A 12,185-nucleotide genomic window follows, 5' to 3' on the forward strand; every position below is an offset into this window, starting at 1 on the left:
CTTCTTTTTCACAAAAAATTGATGGTTGGGTACCTAACATAAGTGTTGTCACGGTCAATGAAATTTTCACATTTGCCGTAGGCACTTCTTTTTAGGAACAGCCGATCACCATGTTGAAGATTAAAGCCGTGCGCCCGGAATGGGTGACACTGATTGCCAGTGCCTTTTTGTTAACCGCCTTCAATTTTGTGCTCTGGCAACACCTGTTTGAAATCACGACGTCCGACGGTAAAGGCATCGTCATGCGCGTGGCATTCGGGGCGATGATTCTGGCGGCGTTCAACATTGTGCTGACCTTGCTGGCGTTCAAGCGTGTGTTGAAGCCGGTGCTGATGCTGATCTTCATGATCAGCGCCGGGGTGGCGTATTTCATGAGTCAATACGGTGTACTGATTGACACCGGCATGTTGCGTAACTTCGCACAAACCAATGCGACGGAAGTACGAGACTTACTCTCGTTGAAGTTGTTGGCTTATATCCTGTTCCTGGGTGTTTTGCCGTCATGGTTATTATGGAAAACACCGGTTAATTATCGCCGTTGGCACCATGAGTTATTAAGTAAAGTTTTGGTGAGTGTTGTGTCGGCTACCGTCATCGGTGGTGTGGCACTGATTAACTATCAGGGCTTGTCCTCATTGTTCCGCAATCATCACGAGTTGCGCCTGATGGTCGTGCCGAGCAACTACATCGGTGCCTCCGCTGGCTATTTGCGCGAACAGGTTGCTTCGGCCCATCAACCCTTTGTCAAAATCGGCGAAGACGCGCAGAAGAATCCGGCCTGGCAGGGCCGCGATCGCAAATCCCTGACGGTATTGGTGGTGGGCGAGAGCGCCCGGGCCGAGAACTTCGGCATCCTGGGCTATGACCGCGACACCACCCCGAAGCTGAGTAAAGAAGCCGGCCTGATCGCATTTACCGATGTGCATTCCTGCGGCACGGAAACCGCCGTGTCCGTGCCGTGCATGTTCTCCAACATGGGCCGCAAGGACTACAACGCCAGCAAGGCGAAGAATGAAGAAGGCCTGCTGGATGTGCTCAAACGTGCCGGCCTGGAAGTGATCTGGCGTGATAACCAGTCGGGCTGCAAAGGCACTTGCGATCGGGTCACCCTCGACGATGTGAGCAACTTGAAAGACCCGGTACTGTGCGCCAACAGCGAATGCCGCGATGAAATCCTGCTGCAAGGTTTGCAACACTTTATCGACACACTCGATAAAGACACCGTGCTGGTCTTGCATCAAATGGGTAGCCATGGCCCTGAGTACTTCAAGCGTTACCCGAAGGAGTTCGAGCGCTTCACCCCGGTTTGCGAAAGCAACGCACTGAACAATTGCAGTCGCGAAAGTATCGTCAATGGTTACGACAACACGCTGGTGTATACCGACCACGTACTGTCGAGCCTGATCGATCTGTTGCGCAAGAACCAGGAAAAAGTCGACACCGCGATGCTGTACCTGTCCGACCACGGCGAGTCGTTGGGTGAATACAACCTGTTCTTGCACGGCACGCCTTACATGCTGGCGCCGGAACAACAGAAGCACGTGGCCATGCTGGCGTGGTTCTCCGACAGCTTTCAGAAATCGTTCTCGGTGGACACCCAATGCCTGCAGCTGACTCGCGACAAACCGTTGAGCCAGGACAACCTGTTCCATTCGATGCTGGGGCTGCTGGAAGTCAGTAGCAAGGTCTACAACCCGGACCTGGATATGTTCGCCGGGTGTCGTGGTGCAGCTGGCGACGGTGTGCTGGCCAAGAAATGAAGGCTTCAAGCTTTTTACGCACCGGCCGCTAACAGGCAGCCGGTAGAGTCACTACCAAGAGTCATTGCACATGTCTGCGCAACCCACATCCGCCATCGAGCTTGAGTTCGCCCGGCGCTACGATCAGGAACACGCCCGCGTCTGCCAGCAGCCGCAACCGCGTAGCCTGACGGGGCGTCTGACGTTCTGGCGCGAGGAAAACCTGGTGCGCAATGCGCTCAAGGTTGCGGGCGAGCCGGGGTTGATCCTTGACGTGGCGTGCGGCGCCGGGCGTTTCTGGCCGGTGCTGGCGGAGCATGCGAACCGCGTGATCCTCGCGTCGGACCCGTCTCAGGACATGCTCAACCATGCGCAGACTCATCATCCGCAGAGCTTGCTCAAGCGGATCAAGACCTTCCAGAGTTCAGCCTTCACCCTTGGACTGTCGGCGAATGCAGTGGACTGCATTTTTTGCATGCACCTGTTTCAGCACATCACCTGCGCCGAACATCGATTGGCGATGCTTGAGGAGTTCCATCGGGTCAGTCGCGATACGGTCATTGTTGCAGTGCGGGTGGACGGATTGTTCAAGCTGCGGCTACCCGAAATAGCGACCGCTAACGCTCCACAGCTGGTCAGCAAGGTCGAGATTGAAGCCGAATTCAAACAGGCGGGTTTTCGCGTGTTGCGTCATAAAGATTTCCTCCCGGGCTGCACGTGGATGCGGGTCTACGTACTGAGTAAGACCAGCTAGTCTCCACTTGTCAGACTTTTCTTGCCGTCGGGTAGGTCTTTTCGCTAAAGCTCTTGTTCAGTGGATGCGCGGAAATCGCCGGGGGCGATATATACTGCGCGCCATTCTTCAAGGGAGAGCCGTGTGGCCATCGATATTCACTGGATTCGCGACAACGATAGCCTCGGTCAGTTTTGCGCCGAGTGGCAGCAGTTGCCATTCGTTGCCCTCGACACCGAATTCATGCGGGTCGACACCTTTTACCCGATCGCAGGCCTGCTGCAGATCGGCGATGGCGTACGCGCTTACCTGATAGACCCGCTGACCATCGACAATTGGCAGCCCTTGGCCGCGTTGCTGGAAAACCCGGCCGTGGTCAAAGTCGTCCATGCCTGCAGCGAAGACCTCGAAGTGCTGTTGCGCCTGACCGGCAGCCTGCCAGCGCCGTTGTTCGATACGCAACTTGCGGCGGCCTACCTGAACCTGGGCTTTTCCATGGGGTATTCGCGGTTGGTGCAAGAGGTGCTCGGCATCGACCTGCCCAAGGGCGAGACCCGTTCCGACTGGCTGCAACGTCCGCTTTCCGACACCCAAATCAGCTACGCCGCCGAAGATGCTTTGCATTTGGCGGAAGTTTTCGTACAGCTTCGTCCGAAGCTTTCTGACGACAAGTATGCCTGGGTCCTGGAAGACGGCGCCGAACTGGTGGCCAACCTGCGCCGCGAGGTCGACCCTTACGAGGTCTACCGCGACGCCAAACTGGCCTGGAAGCTGTCTCGCGCCCAACTCGCCGTGTTGCGTGAACTGTGCGCCTGGCGCGAGCGCGAAGCCCGCGCCCGGGATCTGCCGCGCAATCGTATCGTTCGTGAGCATTCGTTGTGGCCGCTGGCGCGGACTCAGCCGGACAACCTCGGCGCGCTGGCGAAAATCGAAGACATGCACCCGCGTACCGTGCGTCAGGATGGCGAGTTTCTGCTTGATCTGATCAAGCGTTCCGGCAGTGTGTCGCCTGATCAATGGCCGCCAACCGTGCCGGAGCCGTTGCCGGTGGATGCCGCCGCACTGGTCAAACAATTGCGCGCTATCGGCCAGGCCGAAGCCGAACGCTTGAACATCGCGCCGGAACTGATGCTGCGCAAGAAAACCCTGGAAGCGCTGCTCAAGAGCGGCTTCCCCAATGGTCCTTACCAATTGCCTGATTCGCTGCGTGGCTGGCGCCGCGAATTAATGGGCCAGGCGCTGCTCGACAGCCTGGCCACCGCCGGAGAACAGCCTTGAAACGTATTTGCTCGATCTACCGCAGCTCGAAAAGAAGTGAAATGTACCTCTATGTGCTCAAAAGCGATGCACTGGAGCGCGTCCCGGACTCATTGATGGCGGCCTTCGGCAAAGCCATCCATGCGTTCGACCTGGTGCTGACCCCCGAGCGCAAGTTGTCGCGCGAAGACATCGCCGTGGTTCTGGAAAATCTCGACACGCAGGGTTATCACCTGCAAATGCCGCCCGCCGAGGACGAGTACATCGAGCACTTGCCGGAAGAATTGCTGCGACGCAACGACCCGATGTGAGGGGCTGACAGGTTCTGTTCAGGACCTTCATGAAACACTGGAACAATTTTTGATGATGGCTATAGCGAGGGCGCGACCTGCCTTCGGTGGCCGTCTGCACTGTTTTTGAAAGGTTTAACCATGCGCGTTCTGATTGCTGAACACGATCACCCTGTGTACGCCCAATTGTTGCGTCAGGCAGCGCCAGAGCTGGAAGTGCTGACCAGTGGCGACTCCGCCGAGCTGGCCCGTCAGGCGGCGGACTGCCCGGTGTGGCTGGGCCAGCCGGATTTACTCGCGACACTCCTGCGTCAGGGCCACCAACCACAGTGGCTGCAATCGACCTGGGCGGGCATCACGCCGCTGCTGGCCGACGGCTTGCCCCGGCACTATCGACTGACTCGCGCGGTAGGCATTTTCGGTCAGGTCATGGCCGAGTATGTGCTGACTTATATGCTTGGCCACGAGCGTGAAGTACTGGCGCGGCTGGTTAGCCAGGTCGAGCGCAAATGGGACAGCCGCCACGGCCAAAGCCTGGCCGGACGCAAGGTGTTGATCGTCGGTACCGGTGACATCGGTCAGACCGTGGCGCAGTTCCTCGTGCCGTTTGGGGTCAAGTTGTACGGCATCGCCAGCGAAGCTCGCGAGCTGGCGCCGTTTGTTGAAGTGGGTTCGCTGGCCGATTTGCCGCGACTGGTCGGTGAAGTGGATTACGTGGTCAATCTGCTGCCCAACACCCCCACAACCCATGACTTGTACGACGCGGCGCTGTTCAAGCAGTTCAAGCCGACGGGGTTGTTCATCAACGTCGGGCGCGGTGTGGCCGTGGTCGATGCTGACTTGGTAGAAGCCTTGAAAGAAGGGCATCTGGCGGGCGCGGTGATTGATGTCTGCCGTCAGGAACCGCTGCCGCAGCGCCATCCATTCTGGACCGCCTGGGGCTTGCTGCTGACCGGCCACAGCTCGGCACCGACGTCGCCTTCGATGATGGTGGACCTGTTTGTCGAGAACCTGCGGGCGTATCAGGCCGGTGAGGCATTGCGCGGGGAAGTGGATTTCGAACGCGGTTATTAAACATGCAAAAACACTGTAGGAGCCGAGCTTGGTCCGGGCGGCTCCTACTTCTCTGGTTACCCCCTTTTCTGCAATACTGTTTTTGATGTCGTGTTTGGCTTGCTTTCATCTATCCGGCGTCTGAGTGGGGCTGTCACCCCGCGCCTCGATGAGAATCGATGCCCAACGACCCTAATTAGTTGAACGGCCTTACAGCCGTGTAGGAGCTCAGGGTTGTCGTCAGGCCGGTTGGCCGTTCACGTCATCAGTTATCCAGCATCGCAAAACCAGGTGGGTGGTGCTCGGGTGACAGCGGGGTCAGGCGTTCATCGCGGCTGGCCCCGCATCGAATTCAGTGTGGTGTGCGGCTATCGCCCAGGCGATTCTTGCCAGCTTGTTGGCCAGCGCGCAGACCACGAGATTGGAGTGATGGCGGGAGGCTAATAGTTGACGGACCCAGTCCGCCAGAGCGCCTTTCTGTCGTTCCAGCTGTATCAAGTAAACCCGGGCGCACTGGATGAGCAGGCGCCTCTGATTTCGATCGCCGCGCTTGCTGATGCCCAGCAACACGATCTTGTCGCCCGTGCCGTGCTGTTTGGGTACCAGCCCGATCGACGCCGCATAGCCTCGACCGCATTTGAACTGTTTGCCATCGCCCAACTCGGCAGCCAGGGCGCTGGAGGTGATCGGGCCGACGCATGGCATGGTCATCAAACGAGCCGCCAGATCATCTTCAGCGGCCTGGCATTCCACCTCCTTGTCCAGCGCTTTGACCTTCCCATCCAGATAGTTGAAGTGCTCATGCAGCCCCATCAGGATTTTTTTGATGGAGCCGGAAAATGAACTCATCTCAAGCAACGCTGGAAGTTCTTTGATGGATTTGAAGCCGGGAGCCAGGCTGATACCCACCTCCAGCAGGGCGGCGTGAATGCGATTGACAGTGGCGGTGCGATCTTTGATGAACGACTCACGCACCGAATTGAGCATCGCCAGCGCCTGCTGAGCCTGGTTTTTGGGGGCACGAAGCGCATTGTGGGGCGAGACGCCGCCTCGCAGATCGCTTCGGCATCAGCGAAGTCGTTCTTGTTGCTTTTCACGTAAGGGCGCACGAGATGAGGAGCAATGAGCTTGGGCGTATGCCCCAGTTTGGCGACTTCCTGCGCCATGAAATGGGCGCCGCCACAGGCTTCCATCACGACGGTGCAGGGTTCCAGTTTCGCCAGATATTGGGTGAGCGCTGCCCGCGTAAACTTTTTGCGGTAAAGCTCATGACCATGATCATCTTGAGCATGCAGATGAAAGGAGTGTTTTCCCAAGTCGATGGCGGCAATAGCTACTTTGTTCATGGCAACGATCTCCGATGAGCCCCCTGTGAAAGCTTAGTGGGCGATCACAGGGGGCAGCGGGGGTAGCCATTTCATTAGTAGATCTTCAGTGGGACTTAGAGGGTGAAGTCGCCCTCAGCCGTCAGTTCGTTCAACGGGCGGCGCGGGCTCGGCTCTTCACGCGCTTGCGGGTAATCGGCCAGCGATGCCTTGTCGCCCAGCTTGCCGACGGCGACCGCCGCATGCAGTGCATAACCTTCAGGAATATTCAGCTCCTTGCGGGTCAATTCCTGATCGAAACCGGCCATGCCGTGGGTGTGCCAGCCGCTGATGCTCGCTTGCAGCGCCAAATGGCCCCAAGCTGAACCGGTGTCGAAGGTGTGCCACAGGGCCGGGGTTTCTTCGGTGGCGCCCGGCACGGCGAAGGTGGTTTTCGAGATCACGATCACCAGAGCCGAGGCATGTTGGGCCCAGCTGCGGTTGAATTCGTTCAGCAGCCCCAGGTAACGCTGCCAGTTTGGCGTATCGCGACGCGCGTAAAGAAAGCGCCAAGGCTGCGAGTTGTAGGCCGACGGCGCCCAGCGTGCTGCTTCGAAGAAGCTCAGCAGTGTCTCTTCTGGAATCGCTTCACCGGTGAAGGCGCGGGGCGACCAGCGATCAGTGAACTGAGGGTGGATGGCATAGTCGGCAACGCGTGGATTAGCACTCATCAAGAGATTCCTTGCTACGTTTGAAAGTGAGGGGGCGAGGCGAAACCCTACTGGCCGGCGCAAAAACTGACAAGCCCGTTTCTACCGGCAGTCGCCAATGCTTGGCCCACAGGGGGCTTGGCACTAGACTGGCGGCCTTTTCACCACCTGATGTTGATGCTTGAGCCATGGCCGCCAAAGTCGAACCGTTCTGGATACGCAAAACCCTCGATCAACTGGATCAAGAGGAATGGGAGTCGCTGTGCGACGGTTGTGGCCTGTGCTGCTTGCAAAAACTCGAAGATGAAGACGACAACAGCGTCTACTACACGCGTATCGCCTGCAAATTGCTCGACCTGAAAACCTGCCAGTGCACCGATTATCCGAACCGGCGTGACTTCGTTCCGGACTGCATCCAGCTCACGCCGGGCAAGGCGGACGAATTCAAATGGCTGCCACCGACCTGCGGCTATCGCCTGGTCAGTGAAGGCAAGGACCTGCCGCTCTGGCACCATCTGGTGTGCGGCGACCGCGATGCGGTGCACCACGAACGTATTTCACAATCCGGACGCATGCTGGCCGAAGGCAGCGTGCCTGAAGATGATTGGGAAGATCACCTGATTTTCCGGGCGGGCTGATCGCACCAGGGTTTTAACGTTTCACGAAGGAGTGTGTATGGCTGTGGGATTGCGGCTGGCGTTGGTCGTTGGGCTACTGGCCCTGAATTCGTCCGTGTGGGCGGCGATGAAAGTCGATCTGGATTATCACGTGCGCCTGTTGCCGCAAAGTGATCAGGCTGAGGTGCGCCTGACGCTGACGCAGGGTTCGTCGGTGCGCAGCCTGGATTTTGACCTGGGCGATGGCAGCCGCTACAGCGACTTCAAGGCTGATGGCCAGTGGCAGCTCACGCCGGGCAAGGTGGCGCGGGGTGTCTGGCATCCCGCCGCCGACAAGGCCAGCCTGACCTACCGCGTGCGCATCAGCCATGGGCGCAAAAGCGGCAGTTTCGACACGCGCATGACGCCGACCTGGGCGCTGATGCGCGGTGACGATCTGGTGCCGGCCGCCAAGCTCGATCAACAGGACGGCGTCGAGCTGGTATCACGCCTTGAGTTCGAGTTGCCCACCGGTTGGAAAAGCGTCGAAACCGCCTGGCCGCGGATCGGCAAAAACAAATTCCGCATCGACAACGTGTCCCGGCTGTTCGACCGGCCGACTGGGTGGATGCTCGCCGGCCACCTCGGCAGCCGCCGCACGCGGTTGGGGGAAACCGAAGTCACCGTCGCTTCGCCTCAGGGCCAGGGCATGCATCGCATGGACGTACTGACGCTGCTGACCTTTGTCTGGCCGCAAGTTCAAGCCGTGTTCCCGAGCCATCCAGGCAAATTGCTGATTGTCGGTGCCAACGACCCGATGTGGCGCGGTAGCCTCGCGGCGCATGAATCGATCTACCTCAATACGCGTCTGCCGCTGGTCAGCGAAAGCGGCAGCAGTGCGTTGGTGCGTGAATTGGTGCAGGTGTTCGCACGGCTCAACGATACTCAGCGCAGCGACTGGATCCGCGAAGGGTTCGCCGAGTACTACGCCATTGAGTTGGTGCGCCGCGCCGGCGGCATGAGCGATGAGCGGTATGAAAGCTTGCACGGCAAGCTGATCAAGGACAGCCAGAAAGTCACGACCCTGCGCGGCGAACAGGTCAACTCGGCACAAGTGTCGAAAGCCGTGGTGTTGTTACAGGAGCTGGATCGCGAGATACGCTTGAAAACCCGCAACAAGCGTTCGCTGGATGATGTACTGCGCGAGGCGATGCATCTGGGAAGTGTGGATACCAAGGCGTTTGTTCAGTTGGCCGAGAGCGTCATTGGTGAACCTTCCAAGGTCCTTGATACCGCGTTGCTTCAGTAACACCGCCATCGCGGGCAAGCCCGCTCCCACAGGGAAACGCATTCCAAGGTGGGAGCGGGCTTGCCCGCGATGAGGCCCTCAGCTTCAGTACATCTTGAGGATCAAACCCCGGCTTTCGGCGACTTCAACGAATCATTACCCGTCACCGTAGCGGTTTTGGTCGCCGCCTCGGCATTCGCCTTCAGCTTGCTCAACTCTTCCCCGGCTCGCTCGATCTTCGCCCGCACGATGTCCATGTCCTGGCGGCTTTTCTCGATCATGCTTTTGAGCGAACTGTGGCCGGTAATCCCTCGAGCCAGTGCCACGCCGCCGATCGCCACCTGAATCAAGCCGAAAATACCGCCGCGACGCAGGCCCTTGCCCATCATCACCACGCCACCGGCCACGGAGCCGGCGCGTTCCCAGCCGTGAACGTTCTGCTCGGAAGGGGTCTGGAACGGGGTGGATTCGATGCGCTCTACACGTTTGAGTTCGCTCATGATCTTTCTCCTGGCAGAAATCACTGATTCAGTCGTGGATAGTTAAGCTGACTGCCGAGGCCGGCGGCTTGTTCCATTGGATGTGCATTGATTCAGCGAAATTTCGCACCGGAACGGGTGTTGAGCCCTTTGGACATGCGGTCGTAGAGCACGACATTGACGGTGGCCGCCAGGTTCATGCAACCGGTGGTCGGGATGTAGACCACGTCTTCGCACCAGTCGCGAATGTCTTTATCCAGCGAGCCGTCTTCCGGGCCGAAGATGTAGAGGGCGCGGTCCGGGTGGGTGTATTCCGGCAGGGAACGGGCGCCATCGACCAGTTCCACGGCAACCGGCACGCAGCCCAGAGGCAGGATTTTTTTCAGGTCGTCGATGCCGATCAGCGGGATGTCGTAGTGCACGCGCTTGGTGTCGGTGACGAAGTCGGCAGCGCGTTCATAGCGCTTGCCGGTGTAGAACACGGACGCCACGCCATAGCAGCCGGCGGCGCGCATGACCGAACCGACGTTTTCGGGTGATTTGGGGTTATACAAACCAATGCAGCTGTACCGTTTGTCTGCCACGAGCGGGGTGCCTTCGGGGAAAAAACGGCGATTATACGGGGATTGGGGGGAGGGGTGTTTGGTTTGAGATTGGTGGTGTCTGGACAATTGCTATCGCGGGCAAGCCTGCTCCCACAGGATTCGTGGTGTACACAATAACTGTGGGAGCGAGCTTGCTCGCGATGAGGCCAGTAAGGGCGCCGAAGACCTTCAGTCTTCCTTCTTCATCAACCCCGCCAACGCCGCAAACGGGTTGTGTGTCGCCTTGGCGATCTTCGGCGTGCTCAGCGAGCCTTCGCCAAAATACTGCTGGTCGGTATAGCGCGAGTGTTCATTGTCGTGGCAGTACAGGCACAACAATTCCCAGTTCGAGCCGTCCTGCGGGTTGTTGTCGTGGTTGTGATCGCGATGGTGCACGGTCAGTTCGCTCAGGCGCTTGCCGGAAAACTCACGGGCGCAGCGGCCGCACACGTGCGGGTACATCTTCAGGGCTTTGTCGCGGTAGCCCATTTCCTTGTCGCGCTGGTTGTCGGCGAGGATGCGATCCAGCTTCGAAGTGTTGGTCGGGGTGGACGAACTCATGGGTTCACCTTTGTAAAAGACTAATGACGGTTATGTTCAGAGTTTAGCTCAGCCCTTGAGCTTCTCGGCAATCCAGATGGTGTGGCGTGTGCCCTTGTTGCCGTGGGCGAAGACCTGGACTTCCTCGGCCTTGAAACCGGCCTTTTTCAATTTGTCGGAAAACTGTCGGTCTGCACTCGCCGACCACACCGCCAATACGCCCTTGGGCCGCAGGGCCTTGGCGCAAGCGCTGAGGCCGCCGGCGGAGTAGAGCCAGCTGTTGGCCTTCTGGGTCAGGCCTTCGGGGCCGTTGTCGACATCGAGCATGATCGCGTCGAACCCTTGTGGTTCGGCTTGCAGGACGTGGGCGACATCTTCCATGCGGATGACGGTACGCGGGTCGAGCAACGGGTTGCCGGCTTTTTCGCCCAGCGGCCCACGGTTCCACTCCACGACGCCCGGCACCAGCTCGGCGACCACCACTTGCGCGCTTTTGCCCAAATGCTTGAGCGCCGAGGCGAGGGTGAAGCCCATGCCCAGGCCGCCGATCAGCACGCGCGAATTCGGCCGGCCGGCCACTTTGCGGCAGGGGATCTCGGCCAGTGCATCCTCGGAGCCGTGCATGCGCGTGTTCATCAACTGCCCGCCGTCGCCACCCTGGATCTTGATGACGAAGTCCTCACCGTATTCGAACAGGCACAGGGCACCGCCGTTTTCAGGAATGGGCGTGGTGTCGAGCAGGACGAAACGTTTCATGGGGCTCTCTTGAGAAAGTCTTGCATAAACTGGGAGGGCAAACGGGCGCAGTTGGGAGTAGCCTGAATGTGACGAAATCGCCAACGGAGCCATTGATGAAGCGCACCATTCTAACGGCCATTGCTCTGGCCGCGCTCTCGATTACTGCAGTGCAGGCGCAACAGTTGCAATCCATCCCCGTCAGCCCCCCAACCATGCCCGGTTCGCCCGGCACCGCGACGCCGACGCCGTACCCGCAAATCACCGCGCCTTCCTTGCCAAAAACGGGGCCGGGCAGCAGTGGTCCGCCATTGGTGCCGATTGAAATGCCGAGCCCGCCGACCAAGGACCAGCCTGTGCCGGGGATCGAGCCCACCCCGACGAAAGCCAAATCGCCGGGCGGCTAAACCTGTTGCGAAAGCAGTTGTCCATCCGCCATGCGCAGGCGTTTGGAGAGGGAGACGGCGAGGGCGCGGATGATCTTGGCGGCGATTTTCGGTGCGTCGTTGATCATCTTTTCCAGCGAGTCCTTGCCCAGGTTCAGCAGTTGGCAGTGACTGGCGGCCACGCAACTGGCGGAGCGTCGTTCACCGTCCAGCACCGCCATCTCGCCGAACGAGCGGCCGCTGCGCAATGTAGCCATGGTCACCAGTTGCCCGTCACCATTGGTTTTTTGCACCGCCACCTGGCCGGTGTGAATGATGCACATGAAGCTGCCGGCATCGCCCTCGTGGAAAATTTCCTCACCTTGCGCCACGGTGCTGATGCTGAAATAGCCCGAGGCGGCCGCGAAGTCTGCGGGCAGCAATTGATCGAACAGGCCGCAATCCATCAGCCAGTCGCGAATTTCGTTGTTCAGTAAGGTTGGTTCTGACAT

General features: G+C 59.0%; 14 protein-coding genes and 1 pseudogene. 8 read left to right on the forward strand and 7 right to left on the reverse strand.

Going from position 1 to position 12,185, the window contains the following annotated elements:
* The first annotated feature begins 110 nt into the window (after nt 1-110).
* The 5 genes from AB4N76_RS21190 to AB4N76_RS21210 all read left to right on the forward strand — a co-directional run bounded on the left by AB4N76_RS21190 (nt 111) and on the right by AB4N76_RS21210 (nt 5,093).
* On the forward strand, nt 111-1,760 hold the full coding sequence (locus AB4N76_RS21190; protein ID WP_046029612.1) for a phosphoethanolamine transferase: 1,650 nt from the start codon (nt 111-113) through the stop codon (nt 1,758-1,760).
* 70 nt (nt 1,761-1,830) lie between these two features.
* Entirely contained in the window at nt 1,831-2,493 is a 663-nt protein-coding gene (locus AB4N76_RS21195; protein ID WP_460163481.1) for a class I SAM-dependent methyltransferase, read from the forward strand.
* Between the two features lie 123 nt (nt 2,494-2,616).
* On the forward strand, nt 2,617-3,750 hold the full coding sequence (rnd, locus tag AB4N76_RS21200) for a ribonuclease D (protein WP_046029617.1): 1,134 nt from the start codon (nt 2,617-2,619) through the stop codon (nt 3,748-3,750).
* Nucleotides 3,747-4,040 carry a YcgL domain-containing protein gene (locus AB4N76_RS21205; RefSeq protein WP_046029619.1) on the forward strand — a complete coding sequence of 98 codons (294 nt, stop codon included), beginning with the start codon at nt 3,747-3,749 and terminating at the stop codon, nt 4,038-4,040. Before rnd ends, AB4N76_RS21205 begins: the two co-directional genes overlap by 4 nt.
* Before the next feature lie 120 nt (nt 4,041-4,160).
* Nucleotides 4,161-5,093 carry a D-2-hydroxyacid dehydrogenase gene (locus AB4N76_RS21210; protein ID WP_046029622.1) on the forward strand — a complete coding sequence of 311 codons (933 nt, stop codon included), beginning with the start codon at nt 4,161-4,163 and terminating at the stop codon, nt 5,091-5,093.
* A 297-nt stretch (nt 5,094-5,390) separates the two neighbouring features.
* Here AB4N76_RS21210 and AB4N76_RS21215 read toward each other — a convergent pair.
* Nucleotides 5,391-6,418 (reverse strand): annotated as a pseudogene (locus AB4N76_RS21215) (IS110 family RNA-guided transposase).
* 95 nt (nt 6,419-6,513) lie between these two features.
* Complete coding sequence (locus tag AB4N76_RS21220; RefSeq protein WP_460163482.1) at nt 6,514-7,107, reverse strand: nitroreductase family protein; 594 nt, start codon at nt 7,105-7,107, stop codon at nt 6,514-6,516.
* Between the two features lie 167 nt (nt 7,108-7,274).
* Between AB4N76_RS21220 and AB4N76_RS21225 the strand changes: the two genes are divergently transcribed.
* The gene (locus AB4N76_RS21225) at nt 7,275-7,724 is read left to right on the forward strand and encodes a YcgN family cysteine cluster protein (RefSeq protein WP_007944020.1); all 450 of its coding nucleotides are present in this window, start codon (nt 7,275-7,277) and stop codon (nt 7,722-7,724) included.
* Nucleotides 7,725-7,761: 37 nt separating this feature from the next.
* Nucleotides 7,762-8,991 (forward strand): hypothetical protein, encoded by a 1,230-nt coding sequence (locus tag AB4N76_RS21230; protein ID WP_046033293.1) that lies wholly within the window; start codon nt 7,762-7,764, stop codon nt 8,989-8,991.
* Nucleotides 8,992-9,092: 101 nt separating this feature from the next.
* Here the strand turns inward: AB4N76_RS21230 and AB4N76_RS21235 are convergent, their stop codons facing one another.
* The 4 genes from AB4N76_RS21235 to AB4N76_RS21250 form a co-directional block, all read right to left on the reverse strand.
* Nucleotides 9,093-9,470: a YgaP family membrane protein gene (locus AB4N76_RS21235; RefSeq protein ID WP_046033294.1), complete on the reverse strand. Its 378-nt coding sequence runs from the start codon at nt 9,468-9,470 to the stop codon at nt 9,093-9,095.
* Between the two features lie 92 nt (nt 9,471-9,562).
* Entirely contained in the window at nt 9,563-10,033 is a 471-nt protein-coding gene (locus AB4N76_RS21240; RefSeq protein ID WP_046033295.1) for an RNA methyltransferase, read from the reverse strand.
* 189 nt (nt 10,034-10,222) lie between these two features.
* A complete protein-coding gene (locus AB4N76_RS21245; RefSeq protein ID WP_007944009.1) occupies nt 10,223-10,594 on the reverse strand; it encodes a YajD family HNH nuclease in 372 nt (123 codons plus the stop codon).
* 48 nt (nt 10,595-10,642) lie between these two features.
* Entirely contained in the window at nt 10,643-11,329 is a 687-nt protein-coding gene (locus tag AB4N76_RS21250; protein ID WP_046033296.1) for a spermidine synthase, read from the reverse strand.
* Nucleotides 11,330-11,424: 95 nt separating this feature from the next.
* On the opposite strand from AB4N76_RS21250, the gene AB4N76_RS21255 reads away from it, so the two are divergent.
* Nucleotides 11,425-11,715, forward strand: coding sequence for a hypothetical protein (locus AB4N76_RS21255; protein ID WP_046033297.1), 291 nt, complete (start codon nt 11,425-11,427; stop codon nt 11,713-11,715).
* On the opposite strand, the gene AB4N76_RS21260 is transcribed toward AB4N76_RS21255, so the two are convergent.
* The gene (locus AB4N76_RS21260; protein ID WP_046033298.1) at nt 11,712-12,185 is read right to left on the reverse strand and encodes a cyclic nucleotide-binding domain-containing protein; all 474 of its coding nucleotides are present in this window, start codon (nt 12,183-12,185) and stop codon (nt 11,712-11,714) included. The genes AB4N76_RS21255 and AB4N76_RS21260 overlap by 4 nt on opposite strands.

The sequence above is a fragment of the Pseudomonas sp. S2_F03 genome (genome assembly GCF_054668335.1).

Coding starts and splice junctions, on each gene's coding strand:
- AB4N76_RS21250 (WP_046033296.1), bottom strand. CDS start 11,329: ATGAAACGTTTCGTCCTGCTCGACACCACGCCCATTCCTGAAAACGGC.
- AB4N76_RS21225 (WP_007944020.1), top strand. CDS start 7,275: ATGGCCGCCAAAGTCGAACCGTTCTGGATACGCAAAACCCTCGATCAA.
- AB4N76_RS21190 (WP_046029612.1), top strand. CDS start 111: ATGTTGAAGATTAAAGCCGTGCGCCCGGAATGGGTGACACTGATTGCC.
- AB4N76_RS21195 (WP_460163481.1), top strand. CDS start 1,831: ATGTCTGCGCAACCCACATCCGCCATCGAGCTTGAGTTCGCCCGGCGC.
- AB4N76_RS21220 (WP_460163482.1), bottom strand. CDS start 7,107: ATGAGTGCTAATCCACGCGTTGCCGACTATGCCATCCACCCTCAGTTC.
- AB4N76_RS21230 (WP_046033293.1), top strand. CDS start 7,762: ATGGCTGTGGGATTGCGGCTGGCGTTGGTCGTTGGGCTACTGGCCCTG.
- AB4N76_RS21255 (WP_046033297.1), top strand. CDS start 11,425: ATGAAGCGCACCATTCTAACGGCCATTGCTCTGGCCGCGCTCTCGATT.
- AB4N76_RS21210 (WP_046029622.1), top strand. CDS start 4,161: ATGCGCGTTCTGATTGCTGAACACGATCACCCTGTGTACGCCCAATTG.
- AB4N76_RS21245 (WP_007944009.1), bottom strand. CDS start 10,594: ATGAGTTCGTCCACCCCGACCAACACTTCGAAGCTGGATCGCATCCTC.
- AB4N76_RS21260 (WP_046033298.1), bottom strand. CDS start 12,185: ATGTCAGAACCAACCTTACTGAACAACGAAATTCGCGACTGGCTGATG.
- AB4N76_RS21235 (WP_046033294.1), bottom strand. CDS start 9,470: ATGAGCGAACTCAAACGTGTAGAGCGCATCGAATCCACCCCGTTCCAG.